The organism is Pseudanabaena sp. Chao 1811 (genome assembly GCF_027942295.1).
GTDB lineage: Bacteria > Cyanobacteriota > Cyanobacteriia > Pseudanabaenales > Pseudanabaenaceae > Pseudanabaena.
On record NZ_CP101416.1, the window covers coordinates 1,763,640 to 1,783,277 of the forward strand.

Sequence of the window (19,638 nt, forward strand, 5' to 3'; positions counted from 1 at the left end):
CTTAACTTGCTAATGCAAGCCCTGCACGTTTCTCAAAATCAAGTACATGATGCTTTTCAGCCTCCCTGAATAATTCAGTAATAATGTCACCGATCGCACCAACTTCATGGATCACAACCTGACCTTTATTCACTCCTGAAGCCTCCAATACAGTCAAGCCAAACTGCCGCAGATCTTCAACCAAATACAACTGTGAATTTACCAAGACAAGTTTGTGTGCAAAAAAGGAAGGCTCATAATCATGTTCTTTTAGAAAAACAAGTACTTTGCGGATCTCCTGAAGCGTTAAGTTTTCTCTGAGTCTCTCAATAGTTTTAATCTCAAGCACCTGCTGCCAGCTATAAACTACCTTTGGATGCTTAGGATTACCAAATTTCAGAGGTACGACTAGCTTCGTGCGATCAAGATAGCTAAGCCTACCAGAGTCGATCCCTGTCAGATCGATTGCTTCTTGTCTTGTAAAACCATTAGTCATATTGAGTTTAAATACTCCGATGCTAGAATTTTACTCACTTGTTTAAATTAAGCTTTTAAATTCAAACATTTGTTTACATTTACTTTAGATTGTAAATGCCATTAAATCTAGTAGTCTCCTAAAGAAAAATTTCGTGGCTCTAATGATGCACTAACGAGTATGAAAAGCTAATCGTAGATTTGGTCAGTGCAGGCACAATGCGATCGCTTGCCATTCTTGCGCCCGAAATATTTCTTGCTGTTGGTCCCACACGTAACGCAGCTAGACCTCCCATGACAAATAATTCGCAGCCATGCCATCGCAAATGTTCGTCGAGAATTGGAAATCCGTTAACTAGGGGTTGGGGATATTGCTGCATGACTTGATGTAGCAACGGTTCCGCTTTTGCGTCAAACCTTGTACCTGTGGCTAACCAAAGGCGATCGCAAGTAAGTTCCATGCCGTCAGTGCAAACAATTTGCCATTTTGTTCCATTCCAACTGGCTTGAGCAACTTCGCATTCTGGATGAAATTCTAATCTGCCTTGATGATGCTCTCTGCGTAATTGTGTCATCACCGAGGGAGTCATCGAACCACCATCTCTTGCAGTTAAGACAGTTTCCCGCCGTTTTTGCCAATCGGTTTCGGCATGAAAACCCTTGAGATATTTGGGACCAAGCCATCCTGCATCAGCATCAAAGAGTTTTTCTTTGAATTGCCGACGGGAAAGCAATAATACCCTTGCGCCACGGGCGATCGCGCCTAAAGCCAAATGTCCACTAGTTAAGCCACCACCAACGATCAAGATAGTTTCTCCTGCTAAGTGTTGCGATGCTAGATTGAGGTCACTAGAATGCACAAGGCGATCGCTAGGAAAGTTAGGGGCAATCCGCTCGACCCAATTGGGAATTTGTTTAATGCTGTTATTGGTTGCTAAGACAACGCGCTTAGCAGTGATGCTTTTGCCATGATTTAGCCCAAGCCGAAAGCCTCGACGGGGTGACAGAATTGGCTCTAGGTCGATGGCTTTAGCTGTGATTAGTCGCTCATCAAGTCGCTGGGAAGCGATCGCCTTTTGGCAAAAGTCACAAAATAGCTTTGTGGATGGCAAGTCATAGGGAGGAAATAAGTCATTGGGACGGTTTTCAGCAAAGCGTCTTAAGGCAAAGGGATCGGGGTCAGGATGGTGAACGGCAGGCGATCGCAGATGGGGAATTTCTTGGGCGGCAAATTGGCGATGCCATTGGGTGAGCCAATTACCACTGGGATCAAAAATTAGGATTTTTTCTCGTAAATCCTGACGTTTTTGCAAGAGATGTAGGGTTAAGGTGAGGGCATGGACTCCTGCACCAATGATAGCGATGTCAATATCAAAATTGCCTTTAGCTTGAATTTTGGCTTTGCTGTGTTGATAATTCAGGAATTGGGCTGAAGAATTATGTGTAGATTCTGCTAAGCGATCGCCCAAATTAACAATAGACATAGTAAACTAAATAGCAATAATGATAATCGTTATCATTTTATACTGCCTTAACTGCTAAATGTCTATGTCTATTGCTACAGCTTCACCACAGAAATCTGCCGCACCTGTTCAGGTATGGGCGATCGCAGGAGCAGTGGGAATTGGCAAAACTGGTTGGATCTTGCAGCAAATTGAGCAAATATCTGCACCAGTTGTTTATTTCTGCCCTAGTGCTGGTAATGTTCCCATCGATCCAACTTGTCTTATCGCAGAATTTCCCCATGTGCAAATTTTCACCGATGGGCAGGAATTAGAACTGATTGAAAAAGTGGAACAGGGCGCGATCGCTTTAATCGAGTTAGGCTTTCACTTGGATCTGCGTTCGGGCGATATGTTGCTAGAAACACTGGCAGCTAATAGTGCCTTAAAAAAGATTGCCCTTGTACCTTTAGGCTTGGCAAATTCGGAATGGCATCACTGGGCTGATCAAGTCATAGAAGTCAAATATGATTTAGATTTTCATGATTTGCAGATTTGGCGCTCGCCCTTTACAGGACAGGTTTTTGATCCTTCAAGTTTGAATGTCTTGTGGTACGAAATCACCCAAGGTGCTTATGGAGAAGTGACGCGAGTAAAAGGGATTTTTGATCTGTTTGACGGTAGAGCCTTTCATCTTGATTTTGTCGCAGGCATGGAAGATAGCCTCTATTTACCTCTTGATGTCCCGCTTTGGTTAGATGGTCGTCCTGAGCGCTTTAGTGGGATTGAAGTTGTCGGGCGTAATCTTGATGGCAAGGCGATCGCGCAGTGCATTATCGATTGCTGCCTGTCCGAGGAAATCATGCTCCATTATCAAAACCAAATCAAACAATCGCACCAACAATCACGCCAAGTGGCGGCGTAAATCCTATAAAAGTTGGTCAGGCAAAGCCTGACCAACTTTACCTACCTAACGGAATAAATCACAAAATGAAAATCGCTGTAATGTCTTGCATTCATGGCAACTATGAAGCCCTTGATGCAGTTTTGAGAGATATAGACCACCAAAAAGCCGAAAAAATCTTTTGCTTAGGGGATCTCGTTGGTTATGGTCCCTATCCTAGTAACGTCGTGGAAATGGTGCGATCGCTCGATATTCCCACGACACAGGGTTGTTGGGATGAGGATATTGTCGAAGGATTGAACTCCTGTGAATGTAGCTATCCCTCGATGCTTGCGGAAAAGCGCGGTCGGCTTGCCCATGAATGGACAAATGAGCATATTTATCCTGAAACCAAGGAATATCTGGCGGCTTTACCGAAAGTGATTAAGCATAACAACCTCGCCTTTGTGCATGGTAGCCCGCAAAGTCAGCATGAATATCTTTTGCCAGAATTGGATGGATTCATTGCCCTAGAGCGAGTTCTCTCGACGGGAGCCGATACGCTCTTTTGTGGTCATACCCATGTGCCTTATGTGCGAACCCTAGATGCGGGTAATTTGCGCCTCTTGGTGAGAACTGGTACTGAGATTCCAGAAGCAGAAATGCGCGAATTTAATGCACCCTTAAAGCGGATCGTCAATGTTGGCTCGGTCGGTGAGCCGCGTCATGGTCGCCCCAATGCCACCTATGTAATTTATGATACGGATAGCGATCGCGTTACCTTGCGGGAAGTGGAATATGACTATCAAAAGACCTGTGTTGCCATTATTGAGCGAGGGTTACCACCAATTTTTGCATGGCGTTTAGCTAAGGGTTTAGAATTTGCCGAACGTGCCGATGATGCTTCCCATTTGTGCGAGAGAGGTGTGTAGATGTCACATTGGGCAATTTTAAGTGGCATTGAGGCGAATCTCACGGCTTATGAAGCAGTGCTAGAAGACATTAAGCGACAGGTTCCGAAAGTTACCGAACTTTATATTCTTGGTGATGTGATCAATGCGAGTGCTGCCAGTGAAAAAGTCGTAGAGAGAATTCGCAATCCCCGCATTGGTGAGCTAGTGCCGCAGGTCTGCAAAGGCTGGTGGGAAGAGCAAGTGCTGATGCTGCATGGATTCGTTCCCGATCTTGAGCCAAATCCTTTGGTAGAAAAATATGGCGTAGCTGCTGCAAAATCTCTTTGGGACAATATCTCTAAAGAAACCGTGTCATGGATTAGCAATCTCCATTTTGCCTTTATGGAATTTGACTGTCTATTAGTACATGGTAGTAGTTTGAGTGTATTGGAAGTTCTCACCCCTGAAAGTTCGCCTTTACTACTCCTAGATCGCATTGCCCGTAGTAATGCTAATCGCCTATTTTGCGGACGTTCTGGACAAACCTTTCGCTACCATATTAAGGATGGTTCCCTCAATTCCCATGTGTTAACCCTTGATGGTGAAGAGGTTTCGCAAACCTTTAATACTAGCGATAGCCTTGCAATCGGGGTGGGCAATGTCGGTGGCACTCCCAACAAAGCAACCTATACAATCTATAGTCCCAATACGGATATCGTGCAGTTTCGGACAGTACGCTATGGTAAGAGCAAAGGCTTTGGGAAAAGTTAATGCAACATTTAGTTAGCCTTCCAAAACAAACTATTGATGCCTTGAGTAGTACAGAAATATTTTTGAAAGCGTTGCGAAGCAACGCTTTCAAAAATATTTCTGGGTTTTAAGTAAGCGCAAAGTGCTGTACGCCAATTCACGAAAGTGTTGCCACACTTTTTTGAATTGGTATTACATGGCTATTGCTTTTGTGATTCTCAACAAATTGGGCAAAGTTATTAGACACAGAATAATTGGATTAACCCAAAAACCATCTTACTCCTGTAATTAAATAATAAATTCCTGCCAAAATTAAGGCTATGCTTCCTAATTTAGTGATTAGTTCTGAGTGTTGCAGTAATAATCTTGCTTGTTTGGCAAAACCAGCTAATAGACTTGCCAAAAAGATGATCGCGGTGTAGCCAAAGGCATAGCTTGCCATCGTTAAAACTGCCAGTAATTGAGAACCACTAGTGCTGGACGCAGCGAGAACTGCAAACAAAACTGGGCTGGAACAAGGAGAACTAATCAGGGCAAAGGTTAATCCCACACCAAAGGGTCCCCAATGGGAACCATCGATATGGATTCGGGGCAAGGGAATCTGAATCAGTCCCAATAAGCCAATCCCCATAAACAAAATAATTGCGCCCACTACGACATTGACATGACCGCGATATTCCACAATCACAGCACTCGCAAAGGAGGATACCAATCCAAATAGACTGAGGACTATCACATTCCCTAAGACAAATAGCCCCGCTTTGAGTAAAGCATCACGGCGAGAGGTAATATTACGTGTGCCGATGTAACTAAGATTGACGGGCAGCAAAGCCAAAATGCAAGGGGAAACGCTGGCTAGTAAACCACCCACAAAGGCAAGTGGCATCAGAACTAATGGATTGGTTGTATCCTGATTGGAGAACCATTGCTGATAGCTATTTTCAGCTAGGGAAATGGAATGTTCAAGTCCTTGGGAAACGGAACCGTTAGTTAATAGAACTAGTACTAAACCTAGCAAGGCTAGGCTGCCAAATATTAACCATTTTGCAGGGATTTTCATATTATCTAGCCAAAGCCTTGTCTAGCACTTGAGTATAGGCGGCTTTATCGGCATTGTTACGGTACTGCGCTAAGACTTTGCCTGTAGCAGGATCGATAATCGTGAGAGAACCAGTTTGAGTTTTATTCTCGGCAAGAAATTTACTCAATCCTAGCTCTTTAGCAGTGGCTTCCGCAGCAGCCGTAGTGGACTTGTCCGATACATCTAACACCACAAATTCCACTTTGCCTTCGTACTCTTTCTTGAGATCGGATATGGTTGGGGCGATATTTTTACAAGCAGGACACCAAGTAGCATAAACATCAACCACAACGGGCTTGCCTTGCAGCTTTTGAGCAAGCGGTTCACCGATGGAAGTAGATGCAGCTTTTGCTGCACAGGGATTAGCTTTGTCTTTTGCCGCGCAAGGATTGGCTTTATCTTTTGCCGCGCAAGGATTAGTTTTGTCTTTTGCCGCAAAGGGATTTGGCTTAACTTCGGCAGCATTGCTGGCAACCGTATTGGTGGCAGGAGTGGTTGCGCTTGGGCTAGAAGAACAGGACGAGATCGCTACAGTAGATAGTAATGAAATCACAGCTAGGGTGGCAATATGTTGGGCTTTCATGGTTTTGAGTTCCGTTAATAGGGATTTAAAGAGAATAGTGATTAGATAGCGATCGCCTTACCTTCTCGCCAAAGCTGCATCTAACACTCTGGTGTAAGTAGACTTGTTAGGGTTGTTATAGTTTTGTGACAGAATCTTGCCTGTAGATGGCTCAACAATAGTTACTGAACCAGTTCGATTCTTGTTAGCAGCAAAGAAATCACTGAGTCCTAGCTCTTGGGCGATCGCCTCTGATTGAGCCGTAGATGCTCTATCTGATACATCTAGCACCACAAAGTGAACCTTCCCTGCATATTGTTGTTTCAGTTGAGAGACAGTTGGGGCAATATTTTTGCAAGCAGGACACCAACTAGCATAGATATCAACCACTACAGGTTTGCCATGCAATTTCTTGGCGAGAGATCCACCCACAGATTGGGCATAGGCGGCTTCACCTGCGATCGCTTCCGATACGGATTGTTGAATATGTTGAATAGTTTCTGGCTTTACTAAGGCGATCGCCGTACCAAAACTTAGTAAGGCGATCGCGGCAACTGTTGACAGAGACTTAACTTTCATAGGAATTACTCAGGTGAAATATTAGGCAAAATTCAAGACTGAGCCTATTAAAGCCGAGAAAAATGAGTGCCAGATGAGGAGTAGATGGAGATTACATAAAGCTTGCAGACTTGAGAAAGTAGTGGTAATTCATGAATTGCCGCTACGCTAAGCATTACAAGCCTGATTGCCGAGCAGAATACCTGTCTTCATCAAAAATTTATCTTGGAGTCACTTGTCACTCATCTAGAATCCCCAACTTGGCTCTAGACTGAAGAAAATAAACCCATACTTCAGTTTAAGATTTGCTATAGCGGGTTTGACATTAAACTGCCGTAAAAATATAAATCAATGCAAGCGATCGCTCAAGACTGGTTAGTTACTAATGAAAGTGAATGTATTCCCCTTGCGCTACAGCATAATCTGCAAGATCTGCTAGAAGATTCACGCGCATACCCCTATCGACTTTATCGCTTTCTTACTGATGTTGAAAATATCATCTGGCAAGAACAAGATGATCACTTGCGATTGCAAAAAATCTATCCATTAGTACGGCGTTTACTCAATAATTCGGAATGGATTTTAACTAGTTTTGCACTACCTGATCCTGAAACGGGTTGGTCAGTCCAAATACTCTATGATGAGCCAGACTTTGAGCTAACGGTACAGACAGTAGCTTGGTCACCGCAAAGTATTTCGCCAATTCATAATCATGCAACATGGGGAATTGTAGCGCTGATTGACGGCGAAGAGAAAAATACATTTTGGCGGCGATCGCCTACATCAGAGTTTCCCAATCACATTACTAAAACTGGCGAACATATTCTCAATGCTGGCGATATTCTCTGCTTAATGCCCGATGCCATTCATCAAATTGAAGCCATTAGTAATGAACCTACAATTAGCTTTAATCTTTATGGAATTACTGACTATCAGCAACGTTTCGAGTTTGATATCCAAGAGCATAGCGCTAAAATTTTCTAAAAATGCCTAACCCATTCAAAACTTCACTCCAGTTCCGATTGACCATAGAATTGATTGCCATTTCGATCATTGGGTTAAGCAGTGTTTCCGTTTGGGCAGGTTGGAAAATGGAGCAGACCTTGATCACCAGTCATAAGCAGCTATTGGAATATGTGGCGATGCGTTTTCCTGAGCAGGTGGAAATGTATCTGGAAATGGGTGAAGTGAATACGGGCATAGAACGGACAACCAATAAACTCGCGACTGCGGAACTCACAATTTTAGTACAGAGTAACGATGGTAAGGTTCTTGCCAAGTCTAGCAACAATCCTAATTCAGAGGCTGATCCAACAGCTATAGTGGCAACCACAGCAATTCCCACTACGCCACAGGTAATGCGCTTTGGCGATCGCTATCTGGTAATCTGCGGCAATGAACTGAAGGTAAATGGAAAGATTGTCGGTAAAGTGTATCTATCGCAGGACATTACCAATCAGCAGCGACAATTGACGAATGGACTGTATGGCTTGGTGATTACAAGCACTGTGGTGGCGTTAATCTTAATTGGGGCGATCGCCTATCGGATTCAGAATGCGCTCTATCCATTAAAACAAATGAGTGCATCCGCAAGCACCACTGACTTAGAAGATTTGCAATCGCTCAAATTGCAGCTTGCACAGGCTCCCGATGAGGTGCGAGGACTTGTGCAAGCTTTTAACGAAACCCTGTTACGATTGTCTAGTGCTTGGGAACAGCAACATCAATTTGTCGGCAATGTATCCCACGAATTACGCACCCCCCTAACCGTAATCAATGGTTATCTCCAAAGCTTGCTACGCCGAGGCGACAACCTCAGCATTTATCAACAACAAGCCCTTGAAACCGCCAGTGCCGAAACCGATCGCACAATCACGATGCTCCAAGATTTACTAGACTTAGCCAGAGCCGACAGTGGTAATTTGCACTTCCGCCAAAGCCCTGTTTTTCTGAATACCTTAGTGGCGGAAGTTGCCAAAATGAGTGAAAAAGTCAGCGATCGCCCCGTGAAGTTATTAGCCACCGATCAAGATATAGTCGCCCTTGCCGACCAAGATCGCCTGCAACAAGTCCTGATTAATTTAGTGGATAATGCCATCAAATATTCTGCTGAACCTGTGGAGATTCAACTCGAAAGTACTGCCGATCAAGCAATTATCCATATTTGCGATCGCGGCATTGGTATTTCTTTGCAACATCAAAATCGTATTTTTGAGCGTTTTTATCGCGCCGATGAAGCTGCCACACGTTCTAGGGATGGTACGGGCTTGGGACTTGCGATCGCCAAGAGCCTAATTGAAGGTATGCATGGTCGGATTACCCTGCGTTCCAAGCCCAATGAGGGTAGTATCTTTACGATTGCCTTGCCTCTATGGAAATCAACCAACGGAAATATAATATGAGCGATCGCATTCTCTTAGTTGAAGATGACCCAAAATTATCAAAATTCATCGCCTCAGAACTGAGTTTAGAAGGCTATCAAGTCACCGTTGCTAACAATGGTATTGATGGTTTAGCGATCGCCAGAAACTTGATTGAGTCACAGCAACTTGATCTCCTGATTCTAGATTGGATGCTTCCCGAAATTTCTGGACTAGATATCTGTATTCGGCTTCGCAAACATCAACTGGGAGGGGGGCTACAAGTACCAATTATTATGTTGACGGCAAAGGATGAAATTCCCGATCGCGTGACGGGTTTAAATGCGGGAGCTGATGATTATCTAGTCAAACCATTTAGCATTGAAGAACTCCTAGCCAGAATCCAAGCCAGACTCAGACGCATCCATCCTGAAATCACGAATAGTTTACAATTTGCCAACTTGACCCTAAACCGCCTCTCCCGTGAAGTTTATCGCGCTACTCAAAAAATCGAACTAACTGCCAAGGAATTCGATCTTCTAGAATTCATGCTACGCCATCCTCACCAAGTTCTCACCCGCGACCAAATTCTAGAATCAGTATGGGGCTATGACTTTATGGGTGAGTCCAATATCATCGAAGTCTACATTCGCGCTCTACGGATCAAGTTAGAAGTAGGTGATCGACAACGACTTTTACACACAGTACGCGGAGTGGGCTATGTGTTGCGCGAACAGCCCTGAAACTATTAGGACTTACCACATTCACATTATGAAAGTGCGCTATAGCAAGAGCAAAAACTTTGGGAAAGTTGAGACATTCTAAAAATAATTTTTAGGATGTTTTCACTTAGAAGCGATATGATAATGATAATCATTATTAAATAGCAAGCGACAAAAATCCTATGAATACCACATCCTCTGCAATCCCTGTCACTGTGCTAACAGGCTATCTCGGTGCAGGCAAAACCACATTACTTAATCGCATTCTTACCCATGAGCATGGCAAAAAAGTTGCTGTGATCGTCAATGAATTTGGTGAAGTTGGCATCGATCATAAATTGGTCGTTAACGCTGACGAAGAAATCTTTGAAATGAACAATGGCTGTATTTGCTGTACTGTGCGTGGTGACTTGATTAGAATTATCACTAATCTGATGCGCCGCCGTGACAAGTTTGATCATTTAGTGATTGAGACCACTGGACTTGCTGATCCTGCACCTGTAATTCAAACCTTCTTTGTGGATGAAGATGTCAGCACTAAAACCAAGCTAGATGCGGTAGTCACAGTAGTTGATGCAAAGCATATCTCGCAGCATTGGGATGCTGAAGAAGTACAGGAGCAAATCGCTTTTGCCGACATTATTTTATTAAACAAAACAGATTTGGTAAGCGAGGCAGAACTCGAAGATCTAGAGAAACGCATCAAAGCAATGAACTTGATGAGCAAAATCTATCGCACTCAAAACTCAGAAATTGATATGGATGCTGTGTTAGGAGTCGGTGCATTTGAGCTAGAGAGAGCTTTACAAATTGATCCTGAATTTCTCGGTGAAGATGCCCACGAACATGACGACACCGTAACATCTGTTGCGATTGTCGAAGAAGGCGAACTCTATTTACCGAAGGTAAATAATTGGATTAGCACACTATTGCGTGAACAGGGTGTGGATATCTTTAGGATGAAGGGAATTCTCAATATCAAGGGAATTGATGAACGCTTTGTTTTTCAAGGTGTGCATATGTTATTTGATGGTACTCGTGATCGCCTATGGCAACTTCACGAAAAGCGCCAAAATGAGCTAGTATTCATCGGACGTAACCTTGATGCTGAAAAATTAAAAGCAGAGTTCCTTGCTTGCTTGGCTTAATTACTCTGATAGAGATTGTTACAACAATTCACCCGACTCTTGCAAAGAATGTAAGCGATGATAGATACCACCTTGAGCGAGAAGCTGTTGATGGGAACCGATTTCAACGATCGCACCTTTATCTAAAACTACAATCTTATCGGCTTCGCGCACAGTGCTGAGTCGGTGAGCAATCACAATCGTGGTGCGGGTTCCCTGAATGCGACGCATGGCGAGTTGAATCGATCGCTCGGATTCGTAATCAAGGCTAGAAGTTGCCTCATCAAAGACGAGAATATCAGGATTAACTAGTAAAGCTCTGGCAATGCCTAAGCGCTGACGTTGACCACCAGAGAGACGCACACCCCGTTCACCGACGATGGTGTTATAGCCCCTTGGTAATAAATGGAGAAACTCGTCCACACTGGCGATCGCACAGGCTTCTTGAACTTGAGCGAAAGTTGCCGTAGGATTGCCGTAAACCAGATTATCCATCAGGGTTCCATTAAAGATATCTACTTCCTGATGCACGATCGCTAAACGTTTACGGTAGCCCGTAATATCTAGTTCGGTGATATTTGTCCCATCAATCAAAATGCCGCCACTTGATGGCTCGAAGTAACGGAATAGCAATTTAACTAAAGTGGATTTACCAGAACCTGATTTTCCTACTAGGGCAACGGTTTCATAGGGATTGATGGTAAATTGAATCTTTCCGAGGACAGGGCGATCGCGGTCATAACCAAAGGTGAGATTGCGGAACTCGACTTTACCTGTCAAACGATATTGCGGATATTTGGTATCAGGATGCAAGGCGATCGCCGCATCCTGTCCATTGGCTTGTTTCATGAACTCATGGAAGCGCAACATCGAGGAATAGCGACGGGCAAAGACTTCGGCAAGTAAACAAATCGGTTTGATTTCCGAATAAGCCATGCTAGCCAAGGTGGAAATGGTGATGAAATGCCCAATGGACATCTTGCCACCAAAAGTAGCGAATAGGGCAGCTCCAAATACGACAAATTGACAAGCTTCCAACACCGTATCGCGCACCATGCCTAATTTTACATAGCCAATGTGAATGCCCCAAAGTGAGACTTTTGCTTCCCGTTCAAGGCGATCGCTTTGGCGTTTATATTCTTTCGCTTCATTAGCAAAAGCTTTGACAGTCTTGATGCTAGTAATAATTTCGGAAGTGCGACTTTCGGTATTCTCTTGATAGATATCGAGATTCTCTTCCGTTTTGACTAATCCCTTCAGTTTTTGCAAACTTCCTAATAGCACTAAAATAAATGACACTAAAAAGAATGCCGAGATCCACCATGCGATCGCACAGATGATTACAAAAATACCGAGAATTCGCACGACTTTTGGAATCAATTGCCCTGCGATTTCGGGATATGACCACATGTGATTGGCTAAACCTCGCGCCACACGTCCTGCAATCCTGCCCGCATTATTCTCATCGTAAAACTCGATGGGTAGGGTCAAAATTTTGGCGATCGCTTTTTGAGTCTGATCGCGGCGTGATTTGAGGGCAATTTCCCAGTGGAAGTTATTGGCAATCCAGACCTGAATCGGTGCGCGTAAAACCGTCACCACAAAAATCAAGCCTGATAACATAATTAATGCGGTAGTGGGATTCGGAGACTGTCCAAAAATACCCGCCATTGCGATAACAAGGCTATTGATTTCAGGATCGAGCGATCGCCCTGATAACACATTCAGAATTTGCCCAACGGTATAGGGAACGGCGAGATCGATGATTTCAAATAGACTGGAACCTGTAATGCTCCATATCGCCGTGTTGCGATAGCGTTTAAAGTAACGGACAATGTCCCAAAAGTTAGCGGTCATGCTCATTCAAAGAAATTAATTGGCGATCGAAGAACTGTTGCTGAAACAGGATTTCATTGGCAGCTTGGATAAACTGTTTGGTAATAGTTGATGATTGCGTCGATGATTCTGCTGATAAATGATCGGTGGCAACAGAATTGATGCGTATGTGAGGATCATCTAGTTCACCATTACTTTCATTATGAACGATCTCCACAACATAGCCATATTGTCGCAATTCCTCAAAGCCAAGCTGCAAGACACTTTGATCTTCGATTCCCAATTTAGCAATTAATTGCGATCGCTTGATTTCTTTGCCTGTACGACTAAGGTATTTAGCGATACCCACAAGGGTTTGCCATGCGATCGCACCATTAATCTTTTCAGGATTGGTATAAACTAGCGCTAAGGCTTGATCGGATTGCGCCGCTTGCTCGATGAGCATGTTTAAATCATGCCAACTCGTGGGACAGCGATCGCAGATTGTAGCTTCTAATTCTTGTTCTAACTGCCCATGCCCCCGCCGATCGATGATTTTCAGATTGGGATTGCACTTTTTGATGGAGTTTGATGCAAGCGTAGATTCCTCGGACTTTAGTGGGGCGCTTTGAGCATGGATATCCAACAGACGTACATCATAGCGTTTGCGAAAAGCATTATCCACTAGCTCGATCACCACATCACAGGCGGTATCTGGCAACTCATAGCTATAATGTCCCCACCAATCGCCATGAATTTGATTGCCTTGGCGATCGCTTAAGGTAAATTCGGTTTTGATATATTCAACTTTTTGTCCTTTATGAGTGCGAATATTGGCATTGGATATATCGACAAACTCACAGTTCCGTACTAGTAACTTCGGCGCAGGATTACCCATACCAAAAGGTTCTAACTGCTTGAATTCATTAAATAAATCCTTATTCAAATCGGCAATTTTTACTTCCAAATCAATAGTTATAGCTTTACTCTGTAACTGTCCATATTGACTCCAAAAGCGCTGATCGATCGCCTCAGCAAGTACCTGCAAATTCTCTAGCGCAAAGCTCAAACCACCTGCGAGGGGATGTCCTCCAAAGCTCAGCAATAAATGCTCTTGTCCCTTCAGTAGTTCATAGAGATTAATCCCTTCTAGCGATCGCGCACTGCCTTTCGCGATACCATCCTCAACCGTACAGAGAATCGTCGGGCGACCATATTCCGCAACCACTTGACCTGCGACTAATCCCAAAACTCCCACCGACCATTGCGGATCGGCAAGAATAATAATTCCCGTTGTTGATAAATCAAGCTGTTCAATTTTTCCTTGTACCTGTTTGAATACTCTTTTCTGTAAAGCTTTGCGTTGTGTATTCGCTAGTTCTGTTTGATCGATTAAAGACTTGCAAATTTTCTCATCACGGGTGGTGAGAAGTTCCACACATTTGCGGACATCGCCCCAGATGCGGCTGACGGCATTAATGCGTGGCGCAATGCCAAAGCTGATATCAATCGGGCGATCGCCAACGCGCTTACATTGTTCTAGGAGCATCCGTACACCGAGACGTTTCTTTTGTCGCAAAACCTCAATTCCCTTTTGGGCAAGATAGCGACAATCGCCTGTCAACTGCACTAAATCTGCAACTAGCCCGATCGCTACTAAATCTAATAAATTCTCTAGGGGCTGTTGGGGAACTTCAGGCAGTTTTTCATACAATGCTTCCATTAATTTATAAGCAACTGCCACACCCGATAAATGGAATAGTGGATGCTCATTACTTAAATAACGCGGATTGATAATTGCGACGACATTGGGACGTGTATCAGGCAAGGTGTGATGATCGGTGACAATCACATCGATTCCTAGTTCGTTAGCGTAATTAATTGCCTCTAAACTAGTGCTGCCCGTATCACAGGTAATAATTAAATTGACAGATTTTCCTATGGATTCATATTGCGATCGCAGATCATCTAATCCTCTGATCGAGATGCCATGAGATTCCTTAAGGCGAGCGGGGATATAAAAAACTAAGCGATCGCCTTGTGTAAAAAACTGCCCTAAGCCTTCCCACAATACCGATGTAGCCGTAATCCCATCCGCATCAAAATCTCCCCAAATCGCGATCGTTTCACCTTGTTCATAGGCTTTTTGAATTCTGGCGATCGCCTGCTGCATCTCAGGAAAAGCAAAAGCACTAGTTGGTTGATAAGCTTCCGTTGATAAAAATGCGTCTACTTGCTCAGGCTCAAATATGCCTCTTTGATAAAGTACCTGCGCCGCAAATTTGCCAACTTTAGTAACTAACCAAGTGGGTGGTTCAACGGTTTCTAAAATATGCCAATTGGTCGGTGACATGTTTATTACAATAGTTTTTTCTCCCCAAATAACACATGAACTATTTGTAGACTTAGCTCAATGGTAGTCTTGATAACTTTCCATCATCTGAATGGTGGCGATTAATTTTTTGGCGATCGCTTAGGTTTAGACGATTTAGGCATCTTGGATTTTTGGGAAAGCTTTTTTAGTTTTTCAACTTGTTTGAGGGTGAGTCCTGTAAATTGAGCAACTAATTCTACGGAAATATTGGAAAGCAACATATTTGTGGCAATTTGATTAGCTGTTTCAGCTTTGCCTTCAGCCTTACCTTCAGCTTTGCCTTCAGCCTTACCTTGGAGTAAAATCTCTTGATAAATTACTGATTCTTTCATGATCTCGCTCCTCAAAAGTCTTTGGATGATTTCTTTATTCAGGGCTATACCTGATATTATAGCGGTCGAGGCAGCTACGTTACTTTGTACTTCTTTATCTTGGATATTTTCGATTTGCTTGGCAACTTGTCTTAGCGTTTCTTCGGGGTTGCTGGTTTGAGATAATGTTGCAAAAGGAAATAGTCCCTGATATTGCTGAAATATTTCTGTAGGCTGTTCCCATAGCCTAATTACGCTAAATTCATGATTTAACTTGCCAACCCTAAAAGTTGTTTCATGTACTAATGGTGATTGGCTGGCACTGAGATAGATAACGACCTGATGAATTTGTCTATCGGGAAATTTACGATATAGCCTGAGCCGATAATCTGCCATACGGAAGGGAATATTTTTATTTGGCTCGGTCTGAAATTCAATATGCAGGATTATCTTGGTTGATTCGAGGAATATCACTGAGTCAGCACGGATTGGCTCAACCAAAAGTTCGGATGGTTCGATTTTGGTTAAGGCGATCGCTTCTCCTAATATCCAACTGGCGAAGTCTGCGGAGAAACTTTCGGCTAGAAACTTACAGATATTATCAATCATGGCAAGATTTTAGCAGCTTAAGATTTGAGCACGGACTTCTTGGAGAATTTTGCCTAACATATTTTTGCCAGAGCCATCGGCTCCACAACCCCAGTAATAATCACCTGAGGCGTTTTCCACAATTTCCTGATCGCCTGTGGAAATCAACAGAGAGCTGAGCTGTGGATGAGTCTGAAACTTCTTAAGGACTGCCTGCCGCATTACATCATCTTTGATCTCTTCCCAATCATCTCTGATGGGAACATCACGACTTCTTCCTAAATTGGCAGCAGTTTTCGGATCAGGCGCGAGACGAATTTTTTCTTGATAGGCTTTGTCTAAAAATTTTTGCGCTTGAAAATAATGTTCAGTAGTACGCCACCATTGTCCATCTAGCTCGATACCAAAGGGAGCAAAGTTAGAGAACTCTGCGTAGGCTTGGTTTTGACTGTAGAAATAGATTGTCATAGGTCATGTTTTTGAACAATAATAAAAGTTTTAGAGCGTAGTTCATCTTTATGGAATTTAAAAATTGGGAATACGTCAAACTTTCTTGAATTGGTGAAGTAATATAGCGCCATTTAAAGTATTATTCCTGCGTAAATGGCGATAAAATAAAGCTTTTAAACAGGAAATTTATAGGTTTCTTGCTTTGAAAACACCTGTTTGGGGTAATTTATCTCATCCCTTTGTAGGATGATGATATATGGGTTTAAGACCTAGACTTTTGTTGAAAGATTGGGATTGCAAAAGCAGTGTTAAACAACCGATGGAGGTCATGTTATGAATACACAAGAAGCGACCATCGAAGTATTACAAAATCGTATTAAGTACCTAGAAGCTCACCTCCAGATGGCTTTACAGATTTTAGGTGAAATGGAACGAGATACAAGAGACTATTCTCAAGAAGTAGTTACGGATTTGCAGAGACAGTTTATTGATGTAGTCCCTACGAGTGAGGTGAAGCTACCCACGTTCCTCAATTCACGCACATGGAAACATCCTTATCCTGAGCCAGCAAATTTACGAGAGTCTCGCGATCGCTTAGTAGCTAATGCTTCCTAAATAAACGTGAGTTTGATATTGCTATTTGCATCGTGCTTGGCACAGTGAAAATAGCGAAAAATGGTAAGAATCGTCTAGCGATTCTTACCATTTTTCGAAACAAAAAAGAAGGCTTGCATAGCAAGCCTTCTTTAGTTTCATGTAAACCTTGCTGGGCAGGGCTTGTGAAAAAGTTAAACTTCGCCGATGTATTTCAAGACAACTACGCCTAACGGTGGAGCAGTCACATCAACGGAATAGGGCTTGCCGTGAGTGCCATAGTCATCGCTATATTTGCCGCCCATGTTGCCAATGCCACTACCACCATAGATTGGAGCATCACTGTTGAGAACTTCTTTGTAGAAGCCTTTTTCAGGAACACCGATGCGATAGTTATGGTGGGGAACGGGAGTGAAGTTACAGACGACTAGTACAAATTCACCATCTACACCTTTCCGTAGGAAAGAAATAACGGAATTTTGGGTGTCGTTGCATTCAATCCATTCAAAACCAGATTCTGAGAAGTCTTGGGTATAGAGTTCAGGTAGCGATCGCAAAAGTTTGTTGAGATCACTGACATAGCGCTGGAGGGTTTTGTGGCTAGGATATTGCAGCAAATGCCATTCTAAATCGCCCCAGACATTCCATTCCGCCCATTGACCGAATTCCATGCCCATAAACATGGTTTTCTTACCAGGGTGGGTGAACATATAGCCATAGAGACAGCGCAGGTTCGCAAACTTCTGCCATTCATCCCCAGGCATCTTGCCGATCATCGGACTCTTGCCATGCACGACTTCATCATGGGAGAGCGCCAGCATGAAATTCTCACTAAAGGCGTACCAAATGCTGAAGGTGACATAGTTGTTGTTATGTCCACGGAAATAGGGGTCAAGCTTGAAGTAATCGAGCATGTCATGCATCCAGCCCATATTCCACTTCAGGTTAAAGCCTAAGCCTCCTGAATAGGCGGGCCATGTCACCATCGGCCAAGAAGTTGATTCTTCAGCGATCGACAAGGCTCCAGGGTAATAGGTGAAGAGAATGCTGTGTAAATGGCGGAATAGCTCGATCGCTTCGAGGCTTTCACGACCACCATATTCATTGGCAAGCCATTCGCCATCTTTGCGGTTGTAGTCGCGGTAGATCATCGAAGCTACGGCATCGACACGAATCCCATCAATGTGATATTTGTCGAACCAGAACAGGACATTGGCGATCAAGAAGTTTTTGACTTCACTGCGCTTGTAGTTAAAGATTTTGGTTCCCCATTCCTTATGCTCACCAATGCGGACATCCTCAGGCTCATAGAGAAATGTACCGTCAAAGAAGGACAAGCCATGACCATCTTTGGGGAAATGGGCAGGAACCCAGTCCACAATGATGCCAATGTCGTTTTGGTGACACTTGTCGATGAAATACATCAAGTCTTGGGGTGTGCCATAGCGTGAAGTCGCGGCATAATAACCTGTGACCTGATAGCCCCATGACCCATCAAAGGGATGCTCGGCGATCGGCATCATTTCGATGTGGGTATAGCCCATTTCCTTGACGTAGGGGATCAGGTCTTCGGCGAGTTCGCGATAGGTGAGAAATCTTGCCCCCGGCTTGAGATCGGCGGCGGATACGGAGGGGTAACCACTAGCGGGAGGATTGGCAGTGGCAGCGTGCATCCATGAACCGAGATGTAGCTCATAGACTGAGATGGGTTTTTTTAATGGATCTTCAGTACGACGGGTTTCGAGCCACTTTTGATCACTCCATTCGTAGGTATTGAGATCAGTAACGATGGAGGCAGTTTTGGGGCGAATTTCTTGGAAGAAGCCGTAGGGATCGGACTTTTCGTAGATATGTCCTGCGGGGCTTTTAATTTCGTATTTGTAAACTGTGCCAACCTTGAGTTCGGGGATAAACAAGTCCCAAATGCCTGTATTTCCTTTACGCATTTGGTGTTTGCGTCCGTCCCAGCTATTGAAATCACCAATGACGGAGACATTACGGGCATTGGGAGCCCAGACGGAAAAATAAACGCCATCTACACCGTCAATGGTGGTGGGGTGAGCGCCCATTTTTTCGTAAATCTGGTAATGGGTTCCTTCACCAAATAAATAGCTGTCAAACTCAGTTAGTAAGGGAGATTTGAAGTAGTAGGGATCGTGAATGAGGCGATCGCTATTGCCCGACTTAACTTTAAACTGATAACTAAAGAGGTGGGGCGCGTCAGTAATTATACATTCAAAAAAGTGGGGGTGATGCACCGAATGCATCGGATATTCCTTGTGCTGATCGGGCGTAACTACGGATACCGCCTCTGCGTCGGGTAGATACGCTCTAACCACCCATACCGACTTACCATCTTGCTCAATTTCATGGGGACCAAGGACTGTAAAGGGGTCGTGGTGTTGATTCCACACAATGCGATCGATTTGCTCGGTGGGGAGGGTTGGGGTCATATCTCTTTAAATAAACACACATAATTAAATTACTGCATATTACTCACCAAATTACAGTGTGTAACCTAAACTAAAGACGGATGTATAATTTCTTCTATTTATTAGATATATAATATATAGCTGTTTTTATATAAATTGAAGATCTTTAAAGTCCCGAATATTGAAATGTGATAATTCACGATGCGCTTCACATTTTGAGTTTTGATTGGTAGCTATCTGTAA

General features: G+C 43.6%; 18 protein-coding genes. 8 read left to right on the forward strand and 10 right to left on the reverse strand.

All coding sequences use genetic code 11. The features are described from left to right. Position 1: 1 nt before the first annotated feature. Together NMG48_RS08320 and NMG48_RS08325 are read right to left on the reverse strand one after the other, a co-directional pair. Positions 2–475 carry a MerR family transcriptional regulator gene (locus tag NMG48_RS08320; protein ID WP_271254787.1) on the reverse strand — a complete coding sequence of 158 codons (474 nt, stop codon included), beginning with the start codon at positions 473–475 and terminating at the stop codon, positions 2–4. A gap of 139 nt (positions 476–614) precedes the next feature. Further along, the gene (locus NMG48_RS08325) at positions 615–1,937 is read right to left on the reverse strand and encodes an FAD/NAD(P)-binding protein (RefSeq protein WP_271254788.1); all 1,323 of its coding nucleotides are present in this window, start codon (positions 1,935–1,937) and stop codon (positions 615–617) included. Positions 1,938–2,001: 64 nt separating this feature from the next. Here NMG48_RS08325 and NMG48_RS08330 point away from each other — a divergent pair, with 64 nt between their 5' ends. The 3 genes from NMG48_RS08330 (at position 2,002) to NMG48_RS08340 (ending at position 4,442) form a co-directional block, all read left to right on the forward strand. Next, positions 2,002–2,820 carry a GTP-binding protein gene (locus NMG48_RS08330; protein WP_271254789.1) on the forward strand — a complete coding sequence of 273 codons (819 nt, stop codon included), beginning with the start codon at positions 2,002–2,004 and terminating at the stop codon, positions 2,818–2,820. Between the two features lie 65 nt (positions 2,821–2,885). After that, positions 2,886–3,710 carry a metallophosphoesterase family protein gene (locus NMG48_RS08335; protein WP_271254790.1) on the forward strand — a complete coding sequence of 275 codons (825 nt, stop codon included), beginning with the start codon at positions 2,886–2,888 and terminating at the stop codon, positions 3,708–3,710. After that, positions 3,711–4,442 (forward strand): metallophosphatase, encoded by a 732-nt coding sequence (locus tag NMG48_RS08340; RefSeq protein WP_271254791.1) that lies wholly within the window; start codon positions 3,711–3,713, stop codon positions 4,440–4,442. Between the two features lie 238 nt (positions 4,443–4,680). Here the strand turns inward: NMG48_RS08340 and NMG48_RS08345 are convergent, their stop codons facing one another. The 3 genes from NMG48_RS08345 to NMG48_RS08355 are packed head-to-tail and all read right to left on the reverse strand — an operon-like array spanning position 4,681 to position 6,643. Beyond that, positions 4,681–5,481: a cytochrome c biogenesis protein CcdA gene (locus NMG48_RS08345; protein WP_271254792.1), complete on the reverse strand. Its 801-nt coding sequence runs from the start codon at positions 5,479–5,481 to the stop codon at positions 4,681–4,683. Position 5,482: 1 nt separating this feature from the next. Continuing rightward, on the reverse strand, positions 5,483–6,085 hold the full coding sequence (locus NMG48_RS08350; protein WP_271254793.1) for a TlpA family protein disulfide reductase: 603 nt from the start codon (positions 6,083–6,085) through the stop codon (positions 5,483–5,485). Positions 6,086–6,142: 57 nt separating this feature from the next. Then, positions 6,143–6,643 (reverse strand): thioredoxin family protein, encoded by a 501-nt coding sequence (locus tag NMG48_RS08355; protein ID WP_271254794.1) that lies wholly within the window; start codon positions 6,641–6,643, stop codon positions 6,143–6,145. Between the two features lie 330 nt (positions 6,644–6,973). Here NMG48_RS08355 and NMG48_RS08360 point away from each other — a divergent pair, with 330 nt between their 5' ends. The 4 genes from NMG48_RS08360 to NMG48_RS08375 all read left to right on the forward strand — a co-directional run bounded on the left by NMG48_RS08360 (position 6,974) and on the right by NMG48_RS08375 (position 10,852). Then, entirely contained in the window at positions 6,974–7,606 is a 633-nt protein-coding gene (locus NMG48_RS08360) for a cupin (RefSeq protein ID WP_271254795.1), read from the forward strand. Between the two features lie 2 nt (positions 7,607–7,608). Beyond that, positions 7,609–9,024 (forward strand): sensor histidine kinase, encoded by a 1,416-nt coding sequence (locus NMG48_RS08365; protein WP_271254796.1) that lies wholly within the window; start codon positions 7,609–7,611, stop codon positions 9,022–9,024. Beyond that, on the forward strand, positions 9,021–9,725 hold the full coding sequence (locus tag NMG48_RS08370; protein WP_271255261.1) for a response regulator transcription factor: 705 nt from the start codon (positions 9,021–9,023) through the stop codon (positions 9,723–9,725). The genes NMG48_RS08365 and NMG48_RS08370 overlap by 4 nt, the downstream gene beginning before the upstream one ends. 161 nt (positions 9,726–9,886) lie before the next feature. After that, the gene (locus NMG48_RS08375) at positions 9,887–10,852 is read left to right on the forward strand and encodes a CobW family GTP-binding protein (RefSeq protein ID WP_271254797.1); all 966 of its coding nucleotides are present in this window, start codon (positions 9,887–9,889) and stop codon (positions 10,850–10,852) included. 18 nt (positions 10,853–10,870) lie between these two features. Here NMG48_RS08375 and NMG48_RS08380 read toward each other — a convergent pair whose 3' ends face one another. From NMG48_RS08380 to NMG48_RS08395, 4 genes are all read right to left on the reverse strand, one after another. Beyond that, entirely contained in the window at positions 10,871–12,688 is a 1,818-nt protein-coding gene (locus NMG48_RS08380) for an ABC transporter ATP-binding protein (RefSeq protein WP_271254798.1), read from the reverse strand. Next, entirely contained in the window at positions 12,678–14,999 is a 2,322-nt protein-coding gene (recJ, locus tag NMG48_RS08385) for a single-stranded-DNA-specific exonuclease RecJ (RefSeq protein ID WP_271254799.1), read from the reverse strand. The genes NMG48_RS08380 and recJ overlap by 11 nt, the downstream gene beginning before the upstream one ends. A gap of 101 nt (positions 15,000–15,100) precedes the next feature. After that, on the reverse strand, positions 15,101–15,940 hold the full coding sequence (locus NMG48_RS08390; RefSeq protein WP_271254800.1) for an Rpn family recombination-promoting nuclease/putative transposase: 840 nt from the start codon (positions 15,938–15,940) through the stop codon (positions 15,101–15,103). Positions 15,941–15,949: 9 nt separating this feature from the next. Then, positions 15,950–16,387 (reverse strand): NADAR family protein, encoded by a 438-nt coding sequence (locus tag NMG48_RS08395; RefSeq protein WP_271254801.1) that lies wholly within the window; start codon positions 16,385–16,387, stop codon positions 15,950–15,952. Positions 16,388–16,702: 315 nt separating this feature from the next. On the opposite strand from NMG48_RS08395, the gene NMG48_RS08400 reads away from it, so the two are divergent. Beyond that, on the forward strand, positions 16,703–16,984 hold the full coding sequence (locus NMG48_RS08400) for a hypothetical protein (protein ID WP_271254802.1): 282 nt from the start codon (positions 16,703–16,705) through the stop codon (positions 16,982–16,984). A 173-nt stretch (positions 16,985–17,157) separates the two neighbouring features. Here the strand turns inward: NMG48_RS08400 and glgB are convergent, their stop codons facing one another. Beyond that, entirely contained in the window at positions 17,158–19,416 is a 2,259-nt protein-coding gene (gene glgB, locus NMG48_RS08405; protein WP_271254803.1) for a 1,4-alpha-glucan branching protein GlgB, read from the reverse strand. Positions 19,417–19,638 lie beyond the last annotated feature (222 nt).

What these genes read in the sequence shown, in the direction of transcription:
- NMG48_RS08320 (WP_271254787.1), bottom strand. Translation starts at nt 475, where the DNA reads ATGACTAATGGTTTTACAAGACAAGAAGCAATCGATCTGACAGGGATC.
- NMG48_RS08325 (WP_271254788.1), bottom strand. Translation starts at nt 1,937, where the DNA reads ATGTCTATTGTTAATTTGGGCGATCGCTTAGCAGAATCTACACATAAT.
- NMG48_RS08330 (WP_271254789.1), top strand. Translation starts at nt 2,002, where the DNA reads ATGTCTATTGCTACAGCTTCACCACAGAAATCTGCCGCACCTGTTCAG.
- NMG48_RS08335 (WP_271254790.1), top strand. Translation starts at nt 2,886, where the DNA reads ATGAAAATCGCTGTAATGTCTTGCATTCATGGCAACTATGAAGCCCTT.
- NMG48_RS08340 (WP_271254791.1), top strand. Translation starts at nt 3,711, where the DNA reads ATGTCACATTGGGCAATTTTAAGTGGCATTGAGGCGAATCTCACGGCT.
- NMG48_RS08345 (WP_271254792.1), bottom strand. Translation starts at nt 5,481, where the DNA reads ATGAAAATCCCTGCAAAATGGTTAATATTTGGCAGCCTAGCCTTGCTA.
- NMG48_RS08350 (WP_271254793.1), bottom strand. Translation starts at nt 6,085, where the DNA reads ATGAAAGCCCAACATATTGCCACCCTAGCTGTGATTTCATTACTATCT.
- NMG48_RS08355 (WP_271254794.1), bottom strand. Translation starts at nt 6,643, where the DNA reads ATGAAAGTTAAGTCTCTGTCAACAGTTGCCGCGATCGCCTTACTAAGT.
- NMG48_RS08360 (WP_271254795.1), top strand. Translation starts at nt 6,974, where the DNA reads ATGCAAGCGATCGCTCAAGACTGGTTAGTTACTAATGAAAGTGAATGT.
- NMG48_RS08365 (WP_271254796.1), top strand. Translation starts at nt 7,609, where the DNA reads ATGCCTAACCCATTCAAAACTTCACTCCAGTTCCGATTGACCATAGAA.
- NMG48_RS08370 (WP_271255261.1), top strand. Translation starts at nt 9,021, where the DNA reads ATGAGCGATCGCATTCTCTTAGTTGAAGATGACCCAAAATTATCAAAA.
- NMG48_RS08375 (WP_271254797.1), top strand. Translation starts at nt 9,887, where the DNA reads ATGAATACCACATCCTCTGCAATCCCTGTCACTGTGCTAACAGGCTAT.
- NMG48_RS08380 (WP_271254798.1), bottom strand. Translation starts at nt 12,688, where the DNA reads ATGACCGCTAACTTTTGGGACATTGTCCGTTACTTTAAACGCTATCGC.
- recJ (WP_271254799.1), bottom strand. Translation starts at nt 14,999, where the DNA reads ATGTCACCGACCAATTGGCATATTTTAGAAACCGTTGAACCACCCACT.
- NMG48_RS08390 (WP_271254800.1), bottom strand. Translation starts at nt 15,940, where the DNA reads ATGATTGATAATATCTGTAAGTTTCTAGCCGAAAGTTTCTCCGCAGAC.
- NMG48_RS08395 (WP_271254801.1), bottom strand. Translation starts at nt 16,387, where the DNA reads ATGACAATCTATTTCTACAGTCAAAACCAAGCCTACGCAGAGTTCTCT.
- NMG48_RS08400 (WP_271254802.1), top strand. Translation starts at nt 16,703, where the DNA reads ATGAATACACAAGAAGCGACCATCGAAGTATTACAAAATCGTATTAAG.
- glgB (WP_271254803.1), bottom strand. Translation starts at nt 19,416, where the DNA reads ATGACCCCAACCCTCCCCACCGAGCAAATCGATCGCATTGTGTGGAAT.